This window comes from Desulfobacula toluolica Tol2 (assembly GCF_000307105.1).
GTDB classification, from domain to species: domain Bacteria; phylum Desulfobacterota; class Desulfobacteria; order Desulfobacterales; family Desulfobacteraceae; genus Desulfobacula; species Desulfobacula toluolica.
On sequence record NC_018645.1, the window covers coordinates 3,322,415 to 3,341,587 of the forward strand.

General features: G+C 40.9%; 16 protein-coding genes. 9 read left to right on the forward strand and 7 right to left on the reverse strand.

Translation table 11 applies throughout. The annotated features are described in order from the left end of the window. Positions 1–143: 143 nt before the first annotated feature. Positions 144–2,888 carry a pyruvate, phosphate dikinase gene (gene ppdK / locus TOL2_RS15160; RefSeq protein WP_014958200.1) on the forward strand — a complete coding sequence of 915 codons (2,745 nt, stop codon included), beginning with the start codon at positions 144–146 and terminating at the stop codon, positions 2,886–2,888. 51 nt (positions 2,889–2,939) lie between these two features. On the opposite strand, the gene TOL2_RS15165 is transcribed toward ppdK, so the two are convergent. Beyond that, positions 2,940–3,911 carry an NAD(P)/FAD-dependent oxidoreductase gene (locus tag TOL2_RS15165; RefSeq protein ID WP_014958201.1) on the reverse strand — a complete coding sequence of 324 codons (972 nt, stop codon included), beginning with the start codon at positions 3,909–3,911 and terminating at the stop codon, positions 2,940–2,942. 65 nt (positions 3,912–3,976) lie between these two features. Next, the gene (gene cfa / locus TOL2_RS15170) at positions 3,977–5,098 is read right to left on the reverse strand and encodes a cyclopropane fatty acyl phospholipid synthase (RefSeq protein ID WP_014958202.1); all 1,122 of its coding nucleotides are present in this window, start codon (positions 5,096–5,098) and stop codon (positions 3,977–3,979) included. A 475-nt stretch (positions 5,099–5,573) separates the two neighbouring features. On the opposite strand from cfa, the gene TOL2_RS15175 reads away from it, so the two are divergent. Continuing rightward, positions 5,574–6,917, forward strand: coding sequence for a sigma-54 interaction domain-containing protein (locus TOL2_RS15175; protein WP_014958203.1), 1,344 nt, complete (start codon positions 5,574–5,576; stop codon positions 6,915–6,917). Positions 6,918–7,123: 206 nt separating this feature from the next. Then, positions 7,124–7,501 carry a NifB/NifX family molybdenum-iron cluster-binding protein gene (locus tag TOL2_RS15180; protein WP_014958204.1) on the forward strand — a complete coding sequence of 126 codons (378 nt, stop codon included), beginning with the start codon at positions 7,124–7,126 and terminating at the stop codon, positions 7,499–7,501. A 167-nt stretch (positions 7,502–7,668) separates the two neighbouring features. Here TOL2_RS15180 and TOL2_RS25600 read toward each other — a convergent pair whose 3' ends face one another. Next, positions 7,669–8,382 carry a cytochrome c3 family protein gene (locus TOL2_RS25600; RefSeq protein WP_014958205.1) on the reverse strand — a complete coding sequence of 238 codons (714 nt, stop codon included), beginning with the start codon at positions 8,380–8,382 and terminating at the stop codon, positions 7,669–7,671. A 203-nt stretch (positions 8,383–8,585) separates the two neighbouring features. On the opposite strand from TOL2_RS25600, the gene TOL2_RS15190 reads away from it, so the two are divergent. Both TOL2_RS15190 and TOL2_RS15195 read left to right on the forward strand, forming a co-directional pair. Then, positions 8,586–8,930, forward strand: a complete 345-nt coding sequence (locus TOL2_RS15190) for a cytochrome c3 family protein (protein WP_014958206.1) — start codon at positions 8,586–8,588, stop codon at positions 8,928–8,930. Positions 8,931–9,017: 87 nt separating this feature from the next. Beyond that, the gene (locus tag TOL2_RS15195; RefSeq protein ID WP_014958207.1) at positions 9,018–10,937 is read left to right on the forward strand and encodes a GAF domain-containing protein; all 1,920 of its coding nucleotides are present in this window, start codon (positions 9,018–9,020) and stop codon (positions 10,935–10,937) included. A gap of 121 nt (positions 10,938–11,058) precedes the next feature. On the opposite strand, the gene TOL2_RS15200 is transcribed toward TOL2_RS15195, so the two are convergent. Together TOL2_RS15200 and TOL2_RS15205 are read right to left on the reverse strand one after the other, a co-directional pair. Next, positions 11,059–12,135 (reverse strand): uroporphyrinogen decarboxylase family protein, encoded by a 1,077-nt coding sequence (locus TOL2_RS15200; RefSeq protein WP_014958208.1) that lies wholly within the window; start codon positions 12,133–12,135, stop codon positions 11,059–11,061. 175 nt (positions 12,136–12,310) lie between these two features. Further along, the gene (locus tag TOL2_RS15205; protein WP_014958209.1) at positions 12,311–12,937 is read right to left on the reverse strand and encodes a cobalamin B12-binding domain-containing protein; all 627 of its coding nucleotides are present in this window, start codon (positions 12,935–12,937) and stop codon (positions 12,311–12,313) included. A gap of 657 nt (positions 12,938–13,594) precedes the next feature. Between TOL2_RS15205 and TOL2_RS15210 the strand changes: the two genes are divergently transcribed. From TOL2_RS15210 to TOL2_RS15225, 4 genes are all read left to right on the forward strand, one after another. Further along, positions 13,595–14,395: a methyltetrahydrofolate--corrinoid methyltransferase gene (locus TOL2_RS15210; RefSeq protein WP_014958210.1), complete on the forward strand. Its 801-nt coding sequence runs from the start codon at positions 13,595–13,597 to the stop codon at positions 14,393–14,395. Between the two features lie 13 nt (positions 14,396–14,408). Beyond that, positions 14,409–15,128, forward strand: a complete 720-nt coding sequence (locus TOL2_RS15215; RefSeq protein WP_014958211.1) for a hypothetical protein — start codon at positions 14,409–14,411, stop codon at positions 15,126–15,128. 13 nt (positions 15,129–15,141) lie between these two features. Further along, entirely contained in the window at positions 15,142–16,689 is a 1,548-nt protein-coding gene (locus TOL2_RS15220) for an ASKHA domain-containing protein (protein WP_014958212.1), read from the forward strand. A gap of 106 nt (positions 16,690–16,795) precedes the next feature. Beyond that, positions 16,796–17,359, forward strand: a complete 564-nt coding sequence (locus TOL2_RS15225) for a DUF2889 domain-containing protein (protein ID WP_014958213.1) — start codon at positions 16,796–16,798, stop codon at positions 17,357–17,359. A gap of 203 nt (positions 17,360–17,562) precedes the next feature. Here the strand turns inward: TOL2_RS15225 and TOL2_RS15230 are convergent, their stop codons facing one another. Together TOL2_RS15230 and TOL2_RS15235 are read right to left on the reverse strand one after the other, a co-directional pair. After that, positions 17,563–17,943, reverse strand: coding sequence for a DUF1667 domain-containing protein (locus tag TOL2_RS15230; protein ID WP_014958214.1), 381 nt, complete (start codon positions 17,941–17,943; stop codon positions 17,563–17,565). Further along, positions 17,937–19,172: an NAD(P)/FAD-dependent oxidoreductase gene (locus TOL2_RS15235; protein ID WP_198408341.1), complete on the reverse strand. Its 1,236-nt coding sequence runs from the start codon at positions 19,170–19,172 to the stop codon at positions 17,937–17,939. Before TOL2_RS15235 ends, TOL2_RS15230 begins: the two co-directional genes overlap by 7 nt. Position 19,173 lies beyond the last annotated feature (1 nt).

The following is a 19,173-nucleotide window of genomic DNA, read 5'->3' on the forward strand; positions in this document are numbered from 1 at the left end:
CCAAAACGTTACCATGGGGAGCGACAATTTACTTTTAGCCTTATCCGGGACAACAAAACATAATATCCGGATACCTAATAATATCAATGATATGTATTTACAAGGGACTGGATTTTAAATAAATTTCTTTCAGGAGGTGATTTATGACAAAAAAATGGGTATACCTTTTTGACGAAATTGATGCAGCCCTTCAGTATGCCAATGATGACTGGGAAAAGGTTCGCGGACTCCTTGGCGGCAAAGGGGCGAATCTTGGTGAAATGACAAGGATCAATATCCCTGTGCCACCGGGGTTTACCATAACCACAGAGGCCTGTATTGCCTATCTTGATTCAAGCGGAACTTTCCCGGACCGGATGTGGGAACAGGTACAAGACGGACTTGCTGATCTGGAAAAACGGCTTTACAAAAAATTTGGTGACCCTGAAAACCCGCTTTTAATTTCCTGCCGGTCAGGCGGTAAGTTTTCCATGCCCGGAATGATGGATACCGTCCTGAATATCGGACTCAATGATCAAACCCTTGCCCGGCTCATCGCCATGAGCCGCAATCCCAGGTTTGCCTATGATTCCTTTCGTCGGCTTATCCAGATGTTCGGCAATGTTGTGATGGGAATTGATGATGCCCTGTTTGAGGATATCATTTCCAATAAAAGGTTACAGGCAGGGGTTAAGCATGACACAGAACTGGATGCCGACCATTGGAAGGCTGTTTGTGAAAAATTCAAGACTGTTTTCAGCAGGCAGTCCAGGCATCCTTTCCCAGAAGACCCGATGGAGCAGCTCAAACGCTCCATTGAAGCCGTGTTCAAAAGCTGGAATGGAAAAAGGGCCATTGACTACCGCAATGCCGCAAACATCCCCCACAACCTGGGAACGGCAGTAACCATTCAGGCCATGGTATTTGGAAATATCGGTAATGACTGTGCCACGGGCGTTGCCCTGACACGAAACGGTACCACAGGGGAAAATGTCATTGAAGGAGACTACCTGGTCAATGCACAGGGTGAAGACGTGGTAGCCGGCATCCGCCAGACCCAAAACCTCAAAGATATGAGCCGGGATATGCCCGAAACATACCATGAGTTTGAACGAATCGCAAAAAACCTGGAGGATCATTACCGGGAGATGCAGGATGTCGAGTTTACCATAGAAAAAGGAAAGCTCTGGATGCTTCAGACCCGGGACGGGAAACGAACTGCCCAGGCTGCCGTCCGCATTGCCGTTGAAATGACTATGGAAGGCATGATTTCCAAAAAAAAAGCTGTAATGCGCGTAACCCCGGAGCAGGTTGATTTTTTTCTCCATCCCCAGTTTGATCCCACGTCCTTGAAAAAAGCTGAACAAGATGGGAATAAACTGGCATCAGGATTAAATGTCTCCCCGGGTGCAGCAGTTGGCCAGGTCGCATTTGATGCGGATATTGCCCAGGCGTGGGCAACAAAGGAAAACAAAAAAGTGATCATGGTAAGACCTGAGACAAAACCCGATGATGTTCACGGCATGCTGGCCTCGGAAGGGATACTGACAAGCCGTGGCGGCAGAACCAGTCATGCAGCCCTTGTTGCCCGCCAATTCGGAAAACCGGCAGTGGTGGGCGTGTCGGATATTCTCATTGACATGAGCAATCGCAGCATGACGGTGAACGATCTTGAAATCAAGGAAGGGGACTGGATTTCAGTGGACGGAACATCCGGGGATATTTACCTTGGAAAGCTGTCCACCATTGTCCCGGACATTAAAGACCCATGGCTGATCAAACTGCTGTCCTGGGCAGACCAATTTCGTCACCTTGGTGTCTGGGCCAATGCCGATTATCCCGGGGATGCCAAAAGAGCCCTGGATTATGGAGCAGAAGGCATAGGCCTTTGCAGGTCTGAGCATATGTTCTTTGAAACAGAGCGGCTCCCCCATTTTAGAAAAATGATCATGACCGATTTCCCCCTTGAACGGCGGGAATCCCTGGAAGCCCTCCTGCCTTTTCAACGAGAAGATTTTGCAGGGCTTTTCCGGGTAATGGACGGCAAATCCGTTGTGATCCGTCTTATTGATCCTCCTTTACACGAATTTCTCCCTGATCATATCCAGCTTTTAAAAAATCTTTCCGACCTTAAACTTCAAATCCGTGACGCTGCCACTTTAAAACACCTGGATGATCTGCTCGAAGAAATCAGGGCAAAGGAAACATTGCTCAAACGGGTTGAAATCCTGCGTGAATCCAACCCGATGCTGGGTCTTAGGGGAGTACGCCTGGGGATTGTTATCCCGGAGCTTACATCCATGCAGGTCAGGGCTATTTTTGAAGCCGCATGCATGGTCATTCGTGAAGGCGGTTATGTAAAACCCAAAATCATGATTCCTCTCACCAGCCATGTAAATGAATTAAAACAGCAACGGCAGGTTCTGGAAGATGAGGCGGAAAAAGTCATGCACGAGCATGATATCCGAGTGGATTACAGCTTCGGGACCATGATAGAACTGCCCCGGGCCGCCCTGACCGCCGACCAGATCGCAGAACATGCTTCCTTTGTATCCTTTGGCACAAACGACCTGACCCAGACCACCTTTGGCATTTCCAGGGATGATGCAGAAACAGGATTTCTTGTGCAGTATATGGAGTCGGGAATCCTCCCTGAAAACCCCTTTGAAACCATTGACCGTGAGGGAGTTGGCAGACTGCTGCAAATCGCCATGGAAAAAGGCAGGTCTGTCCGACCGGATCTGGAATGCGGCATCTGCGGCGAACACGGAGGAGACCCCCAGTCAATACACCTGTGCCACGACTTGAAGCTTACCTATGTGTCCTGTTCCCCGTTCCGGGTTCCCATTGCCAGGTTGGCGGCTGCCCATGCAGCCATCCGGTCAGGCCGAGCAAAGCCTTCTATATAAGGATTTTTTGGGGATCATTAATGCCGGGAAACAACAAAAACTTTCCCGGCATTAAAAAAATTCTTTGTGAGACCTCTTGTTTTGAAAAATCATACCAGGCAGACTGAATTTTCCCAAAGATTCAACCCGGAACTCTTTTTTCTCGACAATGGCTTTTGCAGCCAGAATTCCACCGGCAATTGCCGCATGGATACCCTCTCCCATATCAAGTGTGGACAAACCGGCTGCATCCCCGATCACAAACACATTGTCCTTTTGACATTGGTTCATACGGTGGCGCAGATAGTAGGTATGACCTTTGGGCATTTCCGGAATTTTGTTGATCAATGAGAGCCTTAAAAGTTTTTGGGTAAAATATCTCCAATGATCTATAATGGTTGTGCCCTGTTTTTTCATTTTCAAAAATTTTCCGCCGATCCCGATATTTAACCAACCATTGCCCTTGGGAAGATACCAGGAATATCCAGGAAGTTTTTTGTCAAAAAACCAAATGTGGCATCGGCTGTCCTGGTAATCGCAAACATACTCTTGTTCAACTGCTGCAATCATAGACTTCATGGGTCTTTTTTCATCTTTGCTGAAAAAAACTCTGAACACTGGACAATGGGTGCCTCCGGCCCCAACAAGATATTGGCACCTGTATTGGTTATCAATAATATAAAAACCGTTCTTTTTAATGATTTTTTTAACTGTATGCGTATGCACAGGAACATTGGCCCGCTTCACCATCCAGTCATCAAATTCAACTCTGCGTATGGCATACTGACGTGTTTGAACCGGAATATGAACCCCGAACAGGTAAAAATGAATCCTGTCAACCGGATGAAGCAAAAAAGGATATTCCTGTTTTTTAAAATCAATGGCATTCAATGCCTTTGGGTTTATCCATCCGGCGCACAATTTGGAACGCGGAAAAGGCTTTCGGTCCAGGATAAGGATTTGTTCTTCTGCCTGCTTTAGTTTCCATGCACATGCAGAACCCGCAGGGCCTCCGCCGACAATAATTATTTTAGAATCTATCATTTGAATCTATTCTGTTAAACATATTCTGTTAAAAATATCAGTTGAGTCTATCATAGATGAAAATCTCAATTTATCCGGCGGTCCGGACGGGTCCTGCCGGGTTTGGTCATTACAATCTGCCATAATTGCATGCTTCGTGAACGGAATCCGCCGGCACAGCTTAAAAGATAATATGTCCACATCCTGTAAAACCGTTCATCGTATTTTTCTTTCAGACCTGGCCAGGCTTTTTTAAAATTCTCATGCCAGGCCATCAGGGTTTTATCGTAATCCTCACCAAAATTATGCCAATCTTCCACCACAAAAAGCCCTTCCATGGCTTTCCCCAGAAAAGCTATGGATGGCAGGGAGGAATTGGGAAAAATATACTTGACCGTCCAGGGATTGCAAATTTTACGGCTGACATTGCTGCCAATGGTATGAACAAAAGCAATGCCTTCATCCTTGAGCAGACGATTTGTCAGTTCCATATAGGCCCTGTAGTTCTTGTACCCGACATGCTCCATCATCCCTATGGAAACAACCCTGTCATACAACCCTGATGCGTTCCTGTAATCATCGAGCCGGATATCAACGGGCAGGCCCCTGCACTGTTTTTTTGCAAACGCAGCCTGTTCCCTGGACACTGTAAATCCAGTGACATGGGCATCATATTTTTGAGCGGCATACCGTGCAAACCCGCCAAACCCGCATCCAAGTTCCAACACCTTCATTCCCGGCTTCAGGCCGATTTTCCTGCATACCAGTTCCAGTTTGGCTTTCTGGGCCGATTCAAGGGTGTCTGCCGTCTCCCAATAGCCGCAGGTATACTGCATTCTTTTGTCGAGCATGGCCTGGTAAAGGTCATTGCCGACATCATAATGTTTTTGACCTACCATGAATGCACGATCAGGTTTCTGCAGGTTAATAATTCTGGCTTTTAAAATTTCCCATGTGGTGTTCCAGTCCTGACGAATCTTGTTTACAAGATCTGCACGAAGAATTTTATCAATAAACCTGTCAAGGGCTTTGCATTCCCACCATTGATCCATGTAGGACTCGCCAAGTCCCAGTGCGGCTTTGCTCAATACCCTTTGGTACAAATTATCATTTTTAACCTGGATATCATAGGGACGTGGCCCGTTAACCTTAATTCCCGCCATATCCATCAGACCATGAAAAGTATGTTTTACCTTATCATTATTCATGTCTTCCACCTTTTTTCCCAAATATGGATTCTAAAAATAATATAAGCAAAGATTTAATTGATCTTACTTGTTTAATTCTTTAATGACTCTGAATTATAGCATATGTATATAATCAATAACTAACTTTGGGTCAATAAAAGCATAAAAAAAAACAAAACCTAACCAAACGGCCCCAAAAAACAAAAAAGCTGTTTTAGAGATCAGCAGATAATGGACAGCAAGGATTTCAATGGTTGCAAATTTGCAAACATCGAAATTTTTTCCAACATAAACCCACCCCTGTTTTTAATTATTTTCTTTCATACTCTCATAAAAACAAAAGTCAACTGATTGTAAAATAAGCGGATATCTCCATAAAAAATAAAACAATATTTCTATTGCTTATAAAAACAAAAAGGTTAAAATGTATTGCAATATTGCAACCACTTGGTTAAAATACCGACTAATGAAACTAAAAAAACTTGGGCAGATATAAATGACAAATAAAAAAATATTCGGGCCGCTTACGGAAGATACCACTAAAGTGATTCTTGAAAGCATATCAGATGGTGTTTTTACAATAAATTACAACTGGGAAATCACATCGTTTAACCGGGCAGCAGAAGAAATAACCGGCATTTCGCGCAAGGATGCCATTGGCCGGCATTGCTGGGAAGTATTTCGCTCCAACATGTGTGAAAAAGACTGCGCCCTTAAAAAAACCATGGAGGACGGCAAGCCTTTTATCAATTCGTCCGGATATATTATTAACAATGAAAAGAAAAAAATTTCCATTACCGTATCCACATCTCTTTTGATTGATAAAAAAGGAGAAGTAATCGGAGGAGTTGAAACCTTCAGGGACAATTCCCTTGTTGATCAGCTGAGAAAAGAGCTTTCAACAAAATTTAAAATGGAAGATATTGTCAGCAACAGCGATGCCATGAAAAATATCTTTAACATTCTGCCCCAGGTATCTGACAGCGATTCTTCAGTTCTGATTGAAGGAGAGACGGGTACGGGAAAAGAGCTGCTTGCAAGGGCCATCCATAACATGAGCCACAGAAAAGACAAACCGTTTATTGCCATTAACTGCGGTGCTCTTCCGGACACGCTTCTGGAATCCGAGCTGTTCGGATACAAAAAAGGGGCCTTTACCAATGCCATGAAGGACAAACCCGGCCAATTTGCCCTTGCCGATGGCGGCACCATCTTTTTAGATGAAATTGGGGATACAAGCCCAGCTTTTCAAGTCAGCCTCCTTCGGGTTCTCCAGGAACATGAATTCACCCCCCTTGGTGCTTTGAGCCAGGAGAGAACAGATATCCGCATTATGGCGGCAACCAACAAAGACCTATCCGCTCTTGTCGCTCAAAATCAATTCAGGCAGGATCTGTATTATCGGATTAATGTTATCCGGCTTTCCTTACCACCTCTAAGGCATAGAATGGAAGATATTCCGCTTCTTGTGGATTGCTTTATCAAAAAAATGAACATTCACCAGGGGAAATTTATCCAGGGAACTGATAAAAAAGTTCTTAAGGCCTTTATGTCCCATGATTTTCCAGGCAATATCCGGGAACTTGAAAATATTATAGAGCATGCATTTGTGCTTTGCTCAGAGGGGCATATAAAGCTCAATCATCTACCCGGTTTTCTGTCATTGCCATCCAGTATCTCCAGCGAAAAAGACAACAATCCTGTCAAATCAGCACAGATAAAACTTATCACCGATGCCCTGGCACGCAATAATTATAACCGTAGTGCCGCAGCTAAAGACCTGGGTATCCATAAAAGCACACTTTTCAGAAGAATCAAGAAACTGGGAATGAGATTATAAGACTTTTTCTTTTACAATTGCAACGCCTGCAATTCAAATCGTCTTATTTATGCAACCCTTTTTATTATACAGGCTAAACCATTTGATTTGTTTTTTGGCTTAAGCTTTTGTTTTTTATGGTTATATGGCCAAATGCCACGTTTTTTTTTCATCCAGGCACATGCCTTGCAGTTCCTTAAAGCTTTCAGAACAAATGGAGGATATCATTGAAATTAGCCATAACAATCTGGGGAAACCGTATATCACCTGTTTTTGATGCTGCCGGAACACTGCTGGTAGCAGAGATTAAAGACCGGATGATCATAAAAAAAAAATATGCGTCTTTTAACCCTGAAACACCATCGGATCTTATAAAAACACTAAAAAAAATGAAAGTTTCAGTTCTTATATGCGGTGCTATTTCAACAAAACCTGCAGATTTGATTGTTGAAAGCGATATTAAACTCATCTCTTTTGTGACAGGAAATGCATTAAAACTTCTCGATAATATTGCCCAAAAACAAACCATTGAAAAAACATTTATGATGCCGGGATGCAGCAAACAATACTGCTGGCGCTACAAATCAAAAAAAATTCAGATTTAAGGGTACGGTCGGACTCTTCGTATAAAGGCCATGGCAGATCACTCTGCCACGACAAATAATTAAAGATATTTAATTTCAGCAGGTTAAAAGTTCTTTTATATAAAGTATTCCCGGATAAACCTCCGGTAAAAAGAACTGTGACAGGCGCGTACCAATATTCTTGATGCCTATTGCTTGGGATGACATTTTGTACAGGATACAGGTGCAGGTTCCTTGCCCTTTGGATCACCTTTTTCCTTGTTGTAATCCCTGTGGCAACCGATACAATTGGCATGAAGGGCTTCAAAATGATACCTGGCTATTTTTTCTTTTTTATCAAGTTTTTCACCCTTTATTTTTTTTGTCCCAGGGTGACAATCAATACATCCCTGTGGAATATCAGTCGCTTTTAAATCCAACGGATTTCCGGTTTCATCATGATGACAACTGCCACAGGCAATTAAATATTTTTCCACATGCTGCTTATGAGTAAATTGCACAATCCCTTTAGTGTGCTTTTCATACAAAGGATTATTCATTGAAATGATATCAATATTAGACTCAGTACCAGATTCAACTATTTCAGGCTTAATTGTTTCAGAATCTGTTTTTTCCTGAATTGATTGCTCTTTGATTTTGATTTCCAGGGATTGAACAGTTTTTTCTTCAGACGGGACATTGACAGGTTCAGAATGACTGGTCAAAGATTTTTTCACAATCAACTGATCTTCCACTGCCTTTGTTTTGTCTTTTTCATCAATATAAACTTTTGTCTGAGCTTTTTTTGATATTTTGTTATGTTTTTCAGTATCATGCAAAGAAATTGAGTAATAACTCAAAAAAAGAATGGAGATTAAAATAATCAAGAAAATAATATTTAGCCCTTTTGATTCACTGTTCACGTCTTCCCTCCTATTTAAAATATTTTAAAAAGTTTTTTATCCTCAGCAAATGCCTTTAACTTGAAATCAATTAAAAATCAAACAAATTTTTCTTTACACCACGGCCTGCAATTGATAATCAAATGCTATCCATACGAAATGGCTTAATTTTTTGATATCATTATTTTAACAGTACATTAATTCTAATGCGGATAGGATTGCTCATGAAACCATTAAAAAAAATCGTTATTCTTGTCAGTGTTATTTTCTTTAGCAGTATTTTCTGTGTGTCTGCACAAAATACCGGTAAAAAAACCATTCTATTAAACGGTGGTAAAAAGGGAAACATTAATTTTGAACATCATATGCACCAGGCTATTATCAATGATTGTTTGATCTGCCATTCTTTTTTTCCACAAAAACCAGGCTCCCTGGATGAATCAAAAGACAGCGGAACAATCAAAGCAAAACAGGTAATGAATACCGTCTGTATCAAATGCCACAGGGACATGAAAAAAGCCGGAAAACATTATGGGCCATTACAATGTTCCGGTTGTCATATCAAGTAGGCTTTCTTTTTGTCCTTTTTAACCTTTTTGTACTTGTTAAATTGTTGATACTTTTTTTAATGTTTTCAGTTTCCCCAAGGGAGGGTTATGGTTCAAAAACCCACATATGAAGAATTGCTGATCAAGATAGAATCCCTTGAAAAAGAAGTGCAAAATGTCAAAGAAGCCTATCAGGTTCAAACGGCTGAAAAAGAAAATCATCAAAGGTTTTTAAAATTTTTACCCTATCCCGTCCTGGCCAGGGATGCAAAGGAACGGGTCACCTATTTAAACCCTGCTTTTACCAAAACCTTTGGCTGGACATTAAAGGAGCTGAAAGGAAAAATAGGAAAAAATTATGTTCCTGATTCACTTAAAACCGAATTAAGGGACAAGATAAAAATGCTGCCATACAGCAAAAATGTCCTGCAATTCAACACCAAGCGGCTGACAAAAAATGGTGATATTCTGGATGTAGTCATTCGAATTGGTGTGGACAGAGATAAAAACAAAAATCCTGAGGGTGTGATTATTGTCCTAAAGGACGTGACCATGGAAAAACGGATCGACCGCAATCGCACGGCTATGAACCGCATCAGCAAGGTTCTCCCCCAATACCCGGGTTTAAAAAAGCTTCTTTTTTATGTGAATACCGAGATCAAAGAACTTTTAAATGTTGAGTGTGCCAATACAATTTTACTGGATGAAACTCAAAAAGAATTCTATTTTTTCAGTGTCATCCATGATGACCCGACAACACAAGAACATATTGAGAAAACTCGATTTGCAATGAGTGAACTTATGTCAGGCCAGGTCGTAAAGACAGGTAAGCCCATTATTGTTAACACCCCTTCCGACGACAGGCAATTATATCAATTAAGGAACCGGAAAATGGGATATAAAATAAAAAACTTACTCCTGGTTCCTTTAAAAAATAAAGACCGCATTATCGGTATACTGGCTGCTGATAATAAAAAAACAGGCGATTTTGATGAAACTGACCTGGAAACATTGAATACAATTTCGGCAACAGTTGCCCTCTCAATTGAAAATGCACGGGTTTCAAGAGAATTAAGAGAAGCTTATGAAGAATTAAAAAGCCTGAACCATGCGAAAGATAAAATGATCAGCCATTTGTCCCATGAACTGAAAACACCTGTAGCAATTCTTTTAAGCTCTTTTAAAATCCTTTCAAAAAGGCTGGCGGATCTTCCTGAAAAAACCTGGCAACCAACAATGGAAAGGGTTCAAAGAAACCTGGATCGGATTATTGGAATTGAAGGAGAGGTTTCTGATATTGTTGAAAAAAAAGATTTTTTTCAACATAAGATCTTTTCCCGTATCCTGGAGCAATGCCGTGATGAATTTGAATCTCTTATTGCAGAGGAAACCGGGGAAAAAGGGATAATTGCCAAAGTAAGCCGGAAAATTGAAGATATTTTCAGCAGTCGTGACCTTGTTGTCCAGGATATTTTTTTAAACAGGTTTGTTGAAAAAAGGATTAAAGCCATAAAACCTGATATGTCCCACAGAAATATCTCTTTGATTCCCCACCTCAAATCTTCTTCCCCGATTCGAATGCCTGTTGATCCCTTAAAAAAAACTGTAGATGGATTGATTCGAAATGCCATTGAAAACACACCGGATGGGGGAAAAATTGAAATTTTTGTTCATCAAAAAGGCAATGGCATGCAATTTGTGGTAAAAGACCATGGAATAGGGCTTACACAAGAAGCCAGGAAAAGAATTTTTGAAGGTTTTTTTTCTACTCAGGAGACCATGAATTACTCATCCAAAAGGCCTTTTGATTTTAATGCCGGCGGCAAAGGCGCTGATCTTCTGAGGATGAAAATATTTTCTGAAAAATATAACTTTAAAATTTCCATGACCTCACAACGCTGCCGGCGTATTCCAGAAAACATGGATACATGTCCAGGTTCGATACAAGAATGCCAGAATATTCCCGGACCTGAATGTGATGGCATGACAACGGTAACCTGTTTTTTTCCTTTCCCTGAAAGCAAATAAAATTTTATAACAGGACGAATAAACAAGCTGACCATGGCAGTTGTTCAAAAATCATCTAAAAATAAAACATACAGCTCACCCAGTCACAGGTGAGCCGTATGTTTTATTTTTTTTTCACCTGTTAATATCGACCGAATTGCTCGGCAGCATCCATCATAGCCATTACTTTTATGGGAGCGGCATCTGCGGGAAATTCACACCCCGGAGTCAGAATAAATCCGCCGGGATTGTCTTTGCCCTGTTCAATAGCCTCTTTGCATAATTGAACGACTTGTTCATATGGTTTTTCAAGAATTGCAATAGGATCAACATTACCACAAATAATATCATGATCTCCAAAGGCTTTGATCTGATCCGGAATTGATGTTTCAGGACCAAAAATCCAAATATATCTGCCGTGCCAATCGCATTCTTCTCTCATCTTGACATAGTAAGGAATATTTAAATTCTGATCTGCACATGGATGCATCAATGAGACACCAATGCCGAGTTCTTTTATTCTTTTGTTCACTTTTAAATTATAAGGATAAACCAAATCTTTAAATGTTACGGGTGAAATCATACCATTGGCTTCCAGTGGACCCGCCTGAAACGGCATACAGTGCTGAGCGCCGAATTTATTGACAAAATACTCCAGGGCATTGATAAACATATCGCTGACCTTGTCCATTAGCATATGCACCGCATCCGGCTCAGTAACCACCCAGGTTAAAAAGCTATTGGTTTCAGCCACCTGTGCCGCGGCTGAAAAAATACTTCCCGCCTGAAAACCGGCCGGCATTCCCATTGCAACACATCGTTCAGCGTTTCTGTCGGCAATGGCAAATCCCCCCGGCAGAGGGCCGTCAAAGGTTGGAACCTCCAATTTTTCAATATCTTCAAGGGTCTTTACGGGAGACTCAATAACATAAGGTGCCAGTTCACCACTTCCATCGGGCATACCCACTTTTCCGCCAAATTCCCAGGGGCCGCAGGCGGCATATCCGTAAAGAGGTGTTTGTTCATAACCATGCAGTCGCATACTGGCAAAATTAGCATCAAAGTAGTTGTCTCCGTCTGACCAGAACTCACCCGGGGGCATGCCCGCAATATTGGCTGCATATCCCTGAATAAAAGGAACCACCGGAACCCTGTCCGGTTTTTCCTGGCCCATTAATACCGCCATCATTCTTTCCGGTGGTGTCATTGATTTTGTCATCTTTGGTTCTCCTTGAATGATATGTTTAATGTTTCGGGTAGTCTGCATCCAAACAACTTAAGCAAAATTAATTCTATATTTTTTTATTTTTTCTAAAAAAATGATCAAACCATTTTACCTGGACACTGTTTTTTTCACCCGGATTCTCCCGTACTTGATTGTTTCATAACAAAAATTACATTTCCATAAGCCTTCTGGCAGCTTGAACTGCTTCCGGGCCATTTTCACCATACCCGCTTGATCCGATCCGTTCCGCAAATTCAATGGAAACAGGGGCACCACCCACCATGGTTTTAATGTCACTGACCTGCTCTTTCAGTTCTGCCACGATTTTTTCCATGGATGGCATACTGGTAGTCAAAAGGGAGGACAATGCAGCAATATCAGCATTGTTTTCCGAAATAGCCTTTACAAATGCTGCAGTATCATTATCCACTCCAATATCCACGACATTGAACCCTGCCCCTTCCAGCATCATGGCCACCAAATTTTTTCCCACATCATGCTGATCTCCCTTAACAGTACCAATAACAATGGTGCCTTTGGACTGGATATTTGTTTCAGCCAGGATCGGTTTTAAAACAGCCAGTCCATTTTTCATGGTCATGGCACCAATGAGCATCTCCGGTACAAACAGCGTACCCTCACTATAAAGCCTCCCCAACTCATCCATGGCAGCAATAAGTCCGTCCTGAATAATTTCGGAAACATCTGTTTCCAAAGCAAGTTCTTCTTGAACCAAACCTGCAATTTCCTTATGTTTAAAGTCCAAAACTGCCTGATAGATATCATTGACTGCCATCTTTTGCTTCTCCTGTTTATGCCCATTACTATTTAACGACCTTAATATTGAGGCAAATTCTAATCCTTAACCTTATTTTTTGTCAAGCACAATTACAAAAAAATAAGTTTTTTACCACAAATTTGACAGCTACAACTCGAACACATGCGCCAAAACCCCAGTAAAATAAACCATAATGCCACAACACAATCTTAAATGTACAATATAGTTTTAAGCACTCAATCAATTATTATCCAAATATTATTTTGAATCTTACAATAACCCTTATTTTTTCGAGCAGTATTCATAATAACATATCAATAAAAATCACAACCCTTGAAGTTATCCTATATTTTTTTATACACCAACAAAACAATATGCTATCAGCCTGTTATCCTTAAATTAATAATATTTCAAACATTACATGACATCTAAAAATACCAATATGTCTTTTTTTCAAACAACAAAAAAACTTGACAAAATTATTCTATATTGCTTGAATATGCCTCATAATAATATCAAATTCAATTCACTGACTGACAATTATTTAGTTTGATATTGGAGAATGTTCACAATTTTTAACAAATGAATTCAACCCAAAGAAGCGACAAGCAAAGCCTGTTAAATCCAGTAAAACTGCTGCCGTGAAGAATGGAATCAAAACAAGGGGTCATATAAATGTTTATCGTTATTGGAGAAAGAATCAATACCACCCTGGAACAAGTAAAAAAAGCAGTAGACAAAAGAGATGCTGCCTACATAACAAATGATGTAAAAAACCAAACAGAATGCGGTGCAACTTATATTGATGTGAACGCAGGTGCAGGAATAAGCCATGAAGAAGAAGACTTGAAATGGCTGATAGAAGTTGTACAAAAAGCCACTCACCTTCCTTTGTGCATAGACAGTCCTGATCCGAAAATTCTGGAAACAGCCTATGAGATGACTGACAAGCCTCCGATAATCAATTCAATAAGTCTTGAAAAAAACAGATTCAATGCAATGATACCATTCCTAAAAGGAAAAGATTGTAAAATCATTGCATTGTGTATGGATGATTCCGGAATGCCGAAAAATTCACAAGATATCATCCGTTGCGCAAAGACCATGGTTAAGGAACTTGAAGATATAGGAATCAAAAGGGATAATATTTTCATAGACCCCCTGATCCAGCCCATGAGTGTTGACGGCAATAACGGCACAATGGTTCTGGAGGCTGTAAGCGTGATAATGAAGGAGCTTAAAGGTGTCCATACAACCGGAGGGCTTTCCAACATATCCTATGGCCTGCCGAAAAGGAAAATAATCAACCGCAGTTTTCTTTTGATGCTTATGGCCAATGGATTTAATTCCGCCATAATGGACCCGACCGACAAAGATCTTATGGCTGCCTTAAAAACCGGAGAAATGATTATGGGAAATGACAATTTTTGTATGAATTTTTTAAAATCAGTTAGAGCCGGAGAAATAACAGCTTGATGTTATTTAAGTTATGAGCCGTTTCAATCCGCACCCCCAAGTTCTTAGTCATTTAAATGTTGCCATAACGTTAAATGATGTTTTAAAGCTGATTGAACCGTCAGGCCGTCACCCACAACTAATTGAAATCGCAGAGAAAACACTTGGTAAAGTTAAAACCATATGGAAACCAGCAGCCGTATACGGATGGTTTGAATTCCAACAGACAAATAGCGACCCTTTGTTATGCAGCCTTAAAGGCACTGATAGCCACAGCAATATCAGTCCAGGCTATGCCATTAAATTTTTGAGGCATGCCAGCCATTCACTTATATCTGTTTACACAGCCGGGCATGAATTTGAACTGCAATCCATAAAAGCATCCTCTAAAGGAGATTTTATGGAGGCTTATCTGATTGATCTCATTGGATTGCTAATTCTCAAACAAACAGAGCAGGTCATCAAAAAAATTGCCGAGAAACAGGCCCAAAAACTGGGATGGGGTGTAAGCCCCTTTCTAAGTCCGGGTTCAGTCAAAGGATGGGACATAGAAGATCAAACAAATCTGTGTTCACTTCTGCCCCTTGAACAAATCAATGTAAAAATCCGAAATGCTGTTTTATCGCCTTTTAAAACTGTTTCCTGTCTTATTGGTTTGGGGGTGGCATACAAAACAATTATTGTTGGAAGCACCTGTGAAGTTTGCACTAAGAATCATGACTGCCGGATGAAATTGATTCAAACTATAAATTAAGGAATTCATAAAATTGAATAAATATCATATCAACTTACTGCCCCATGGTAGACAGATCAACGCAAGATCAGGAAAAAGCATGCTGGAAGCACTCATGGATCAGAATATTTTTTTAAGATCCGATTGTGGTGGCAGGGGTACGTGTGGGAAATGCCGGATCAAAATTATTCCCACCAATGATCCGCCTGAATTTAAAGAAGCCTGTAAATTCATAGTTACAAAAAATACTGATATTGAAATTCCCGAATCATCCATGCTGTCATCCCATATAATCAGCAAAGCCCCGTTATCTTTGCCGACTGAGTTCAAAGACAAATTCAAAACCATTGACAAAAAAAACGAATATGGCATTGCCGCAGATATCGGCACCACAACCATTGCCATGTATCTTTGCAACACAGCAAGGGGCAAGACACTTTCATCCATCTCAGTAAAAAATCCTCAAGCCATATACGGGGATGATGTCATGAGCCGTATTGGCGCCATCTATCAAAAAAAAGAGAACCTTGCATATTTACAAAAAATCATTGTCAACGCAATGGAATGGGGGATCAAGAAACTTCTGGATTCGCTTGATTTTAAAGATGAAATGGTTTCAAGAATGGTGGTTGTGGGTAATCCCACAATGATTCATATTTTGGCTGGTGTTGACCCCAAATCCATTGGTCTCTCCCCTTACCACCCGGCATTTTATGATGCAAAAAATATTTGTTCAAATGATTTGAATTTTACTTTGAACAAATTTTCAATTCAGACATTGCCCCAGGTATCAGGTTTTATTGGCGGAGATATCCTTGGTGCAGCCATTGCAGTTGACCTTGAAAATCAACCGACCGGAACTTTGCTGGTCGATCTGGGCACTAACGGAGAACTTATGTTAAAGGCAAAAGACCATTTTTTTGCAGCGTCGTGTGCAACCGGCCCGGCATTTGAAGGGGCATCCTTGTCGTGCGGGATGCAGGCAGTTCCAGGTGCCATTAATCAGGTTAAAATCAAGAACAAAAACGACCTGCCTGAATATACATTTATCAACCCTTCACAATCTTTTGGATTAAAACCATCTGGAGTCTGTGGAACAGGTGTGATCAGTGCTGTGGCCCAGTTTTTACAAAAACAGATAATATCGGCCGATGGTGCCTGCAAAAAAGACATTCATTTTCCTTATGTTCTCGCCCCAAAAAGTTCATCTGCAAATGATTCTGACATTTTTATCACCCAAAAAGATATCCGTTCCGTCCAATTGGGAAAGGCAGCTTTGATTACCGGGATTGAATTTATCTTAAAGGAAGCAGGGCTTGATAAACCTGAAAAGATCATTATTGCAGGGGCCTTTGGAACATTTCTTGACAAAAAGGATATGATGACGTTGGGAATGATTCCGGTCATGGATCATGACAAAATTGTTATTGCGGGGAATTCAGCCGGAGCCGGAGCCGTAATGATCTTATGTGACAACTCTTTGCTTGATAAAGCAGCACAAATTGCAAACAAGGTTAAAGTTGTTGATTTTAACGCCAAACAGGACTTTCAGGACGTTTTTATCAAAAAACTTAAATTCTAAAAATTTAATATCTTTAAATCAAAAAGTTGTTGTTTTCTCAAAAAAATATATTTGTTTGTAATTATCCTGTTTGATTTTCAGAAAAAAAAAGATTACATATTGTCTCATGCTAAATAAAATAATAGAAAATAAAACAAAAATACACACTCGGGATATCCAGCTTGCCACATATCCCCATACCGATGGCCAGGTGATTGTTCACGGGGTCTTAAAAGACCAGAGATACACTAAAGTGTTTGATATCACAGGAGAAGTCAAAGAACCCGGAATCGTTCACCATCTGGATGTAAAACTGCTGATCAAACCTGATCCGCTTATGATAGAAGATGTCCAGGTACAGATGGTACATGTCCCTTTGTCCGAATGTACAGACACCCTTGATACTGTTGAGAAGCTCAAAGGTCTTGAAATAAAATCGGGATTTTCAAAAAGTATTCGGGATATCATGGGTGGGAAAAAAGGATGCAGCCATCTTTGCAATCTGATCATTGTGATGGGCCAGGAAATTGTCCAAGGCTGGCTGGCCCATGACAGAAGAAAAAAGCCATTGATTCCAAAAGATCTTGACAGTATCCGTGAAAAAAACTTTTTAATTGATTCCTGCCGGATGTGGACCCTGCAAGGCCCAAAAGTAAAAAGCCTTAAAAAAGCAATAGAATCAAATCAATAAAAGCAAATCAATCGGTTTGACAAAGATCCCCTGAAATTCATAAAAATAGTTTTTGGGGATCTTGGAATCGTTATTAGGCACCTGGACTAAAATTTCTTCTGATTTCAGCTTGTAAGAAGGCCCCTCAATCAGTGAAATTCCCTGCCATAAAGAGGAAGGAACACTTAGTAGTTCTTAAGCCTTAAAGCAGGTATCTGGTATCTTTAATTTACGGCAACAGACACATTTCTTGTGGCGATAATATTACAAGGCACACCTGCCGGATCTACAATGAGTTTATCCCCTATTTTTACAGGGGCCTTAACCGTCTTGTGCTTAATTGCCTCCATTACATCAAATATTTTGCCCAAAGGAATTGAAGCATCTGTTCTTACACTTACAAGCTCAAAATCCCCCTGGTCAACAACAACACTTGAAGCAATTGTCCGCATGGGATTTACAATTTCCTGTTTTGCCCACTCAATACCTTTGTCACAGGTACATCCGTTAACCTCCAGAACTTTTAATTCAGGTGTTTCTTCAATCAGTGCCTCTACCTGACAACCATTGGGACATACGATACAAACCAGATCTTTTTTTAACATTGAACACTCACCTCAAGTTTTTCTGCGTTTTCAATATTCTTTGCCTTGACCTTAACCCGGATCATTTCAGCAGGATGCAATCTGACCAGTTTTTTTCTTGCAACTTTTCTGTCCTTGTCTTTCACCATAATTGCCGCATTCTGCATTGGACGGGTAACCCGCAACGACAATGTAAAATCCTTTTTTCCACTGACTTTTTTGGGCAGTACATACCGGACATCCTGTTGTGTTTCAATGTGTATAAATGATTCTTCAGGCAAAGTCTTTTGATTTAAATATTGAACCGCACATTGACCTACCAGGGATGCCTCTTCTGAAACATGATCCACAAGGTCATGCACATGCAAAACATTGCCGCAGGAAAAAATACCCGGAATATTTGTCATATAATTATCATCTACAGATGCACCGCTTGTTGTAGTTTCAAGATTTACCCCGGCACCAAGGGAAAGTTCATTCTCAGGAATCAAGCCGACCGACAATAACAGCGTGTCACATGGAACAAACCGTTTTGTTTGTTCAATCATCTGAAAATTTTCATCAACTTGTGCAACCGTCACACCCGTGAGCCGCTCTTTTCCATGGAGTTCAAAAATAGAAGTACTTAAAAACAAAGGAATCCCGTAGTCGTTCAAGCATTGCTGGACATTTCTGGCAAGACCGCTTGGTGTTGGAAGCAGCTCAAAAACAGCCTCAACTTTGGCACCTTCCAGGGCCATTCTTCGTGCCATTATCAGACCGATATCTCCTGATCCTAAAATAACGACATTATTTCCAATCTTTATATTCTGAAGATTCACAAAATTCTGTGCGGCACCAGCAGTATAAACCCCGGAGGGCCGGGTTCCGGGCAAGGAGATGGCACCTGCTGTCCGCTCCCTGCAACCCATCGACAATATCACTGCTCCTGCTTGAATATTTACAAAGCCTTTTTTTGAACTGACACTGAGATTTTTATTTTTATCCAATGACAGCACAATGGTTTCAAGCATGACTTCAATACCAAGTTCATGAAATTCATCTATGAATCGCTGGGCATATTCAGGCCCGGTCAAGGCCTCCTTAAAAGTGTGGAGTCCGAATCCATCATGAATGCATTGATTGAGTATCCCGCCAAGGATCTTATCTCTTTCAATTAAAAGAATATCCTTTACCCCGTTTTTCCTGGCAGAAATCGCTGCAGCAAGACCTGCAGGGCCGCCTCCAATGATTACCAGATCACGTTTCATA